The sequence below is a fragment of the Pseudomonas mercuritolerans genome, assembly GCF_025706525.1.
Taxonomy (GTDB): domain Bacteria; phylum Pseudomonadota; class Gammaproteobacteria; order Pseudomonadales; family Pseudomonadaceae; genus Aquipseudomonas; species Aquipseudomonas mercuritolerans.
In genome coordinates, this window is record NZ_JAMSHA010000018.1 from 1 (window position 1) to 2,413 (window position 2,413).

The 2,413-nt window shown below is 56.0% G+C and carries 2 protein-coding genes; both read left to right on the top strand.

The features are described 5' to 3' along the window. On the top strand, positions 1-1,194 hold a 1,194-nt coding region (locus ND528_RS28330; protein ID WP_330221327.1), incomplete at its 5' end, for an RHS repeat-associated core domain-containing protein. After that, the coding region (locus ND528_RS27975) for an RHS repeat domain-containing protein (protein WP_408005070.1) at positions 1,191-2,413 on the top strand (1,223 nt) is incomplete at its 3' end. The genes ND528_RS28330 and ND528_RS27975, both read left to right, overlap by 4 nt.

Here is a 2,413-nt window from a genome sequence, read left to right on the forward strand (position 1 = left end):
GAGCTCAATGAAGAGGCCGTCATCACCAGCGAAGAAGGCTATTACCCGTTCGGCGAAACCGCGTGGATGGCCCCGGAATCGGAAATCGAATACCGCTTCATCCGTTACTCCGGCAAGGAAATGGATGTCAGCGGTTTGTACTACTACGGCGCCCGTTATTACGCGCCGTGGTTGCAGCGTTGGGTCAGTGCAGATCCGGCGGGGGATGTGGATGGGCTGAATCTGTATGGGTTTGTGGGAAATAACCCGGTCTCTTTTGTGGATGTGCAGGGGAACAGCCGAGAAGGACATGAGATTGTCAACTTCGCAAACTTTCTGACCGTTCTTAGTGATTACTCTGTTACTGCTCAAGAACAGATTCAGAATATTTCATACGGAAACTACGGTGTCGAATTGCTGGCGAATTTCGCGGGAGAAGGCATTAATGCCGCCGCCAGTTTCCTCGGCGGCCTTTACCTCGGTCCGAAAATAGGCTCAGTGCTTCCCGACGATCCGCACATGGTCAATTTTACTGAACAGAGCAAACCGCCATTTCTCGAAGGATTTGTCGGCGGGAACATCGCCGGCACCATCACGGGGGAGCTTGCTGATCGCCTCATGTCCCCTGCAAATCTGATCAAGCCGTTGATTCCACAAACGTCAGCAATGAGCGTCGCAGCCATTGATGAAAAGATCGGTCTCACGGAGGGTCGATTGGATACCAGCCCGGCCAATGCAAGCCTGATATTCATGAACTACGTCGTCGGGTCATTTATTGGGGGCGTCGGCGCAACACTCAGTCTGGGGCAACGTGTACAAGAAGCCGAGGACATCAAAAACGGATTGGATCCGGTCAAGATTCAAAAAATCGAAACGATGCTTGCGGATTGGAAAGAAGCCCTCACTTCCCGAATGGCCATCGCCGAAAAAGCGTACAGGCGCTTGGGGCGAAACACGTTCGATGCAGGTCTCGTGATACCTAATCTAGGCCACTCAACAACTGCGCGGACTATTCGACTCGAATCCCTTCGAGAGGAAACCAGTAAGGTTTTGGGATTTATCGAAACCAGCCAGACCATGATGAGTTGGTACAAGGAAGACTCACTCACAGACAACCGTTTTTTGCGCAAACAAGCTCAACCGAAATCCAGGTTCAAAGCGGCATTTCAGAATCTTGTCGGGTCATTCACCCGACATGCAAATCCACACCAATGAAGTACGATACCGTCCATTCGCGCACTCCTGCGTTGACGGTCAGCGACGGGCGTGGCCTGCCGATCCGGCAGGTCGCTTACTTGCGTACCCCGGCGGATGATTCACCGATCGCCCTCGTCACCTCTCACGAACATGATGTGGCCGGGCGCCTGGTCGCGCAGCGGGATCCGCGTCTACCCATCGCAAACGCCACCACTGTCTACTCGCTCAATGGCGATACGGTGTATACCGACAGCGTCGATAGCGGCTGGCGCCTGATATTGCCGGGGCTCGCCGGGGAGCCACTGCAGCGCTGGGACGAGCGCGGCCATCGTTGGCAATCGACCTTTGACGAACAACTGCGCGTGGTGCAGCTTGAGGTCAGCGGAAACGGTGAAAACCAGCGCGATACCTTCACCTATACGCCCGGCACTGCCGATGCAGACTTCAACCTGCGCGGCCAGTTGATTCGACAGACAGATCCTTCAGGTTCACTCGACATCAGCAGTTATGCCCTCACTGGGCAGCCACTGGTGGAAAAGCGCACTTTTCATGATCAAGCAGAGTTTGTCAGCCATCAGGTCTTCAGCCCACTGGGCGCTGTGCTGGAACAGATCGACGGCGGCGGACACCGTAGAGCATCTCGTTACGGGCTCGCCGGGCAGCTCAAAAAAGTCGAGCTGGAGGTCGAGACCAAAGTCACACAGGTGTTGCAGGATGCGCACTACAACGCCAACGATCAGATCACCTCGCAACTGGCCGGCAACGGTGTCCTGAGCCAGTGGACGTACGATCCGGCGGACGGCCGCCTGCGCGCGCGGATCAGTCAGAAACCCGGTCAGGCCAAATTGCAGGATCTCGCCTATTTCTACGACCGCGTCGGCAACATCATTCGCATTGAAGACCACGCCTTCGAACCCACCTGGTTTGCCAACCAGCGGGTCGATGGCCATCGCGAATTCATCTACGACTCCTTGTACCGGTTGATTCGCGCAACCGGTTACGACGACGCCCTACCCCCGGACATCCCCGGCCTGCCGCAACCGACCGATCCGAAAAACCGCCGCAACTACACCCAGACTTACACTTACGACAAGGGAGGAAACCTGATCGAGTTGTGCCATCAGCGCGACGAGGGTTGTCGCACCAGGCGTATGCACATCGACAGTGAAAGCAATCGCGCAGTACGCCGGGAAACCGGCGATGACGAACCGGACTTTGGCAACTGGTTCGACCTGCA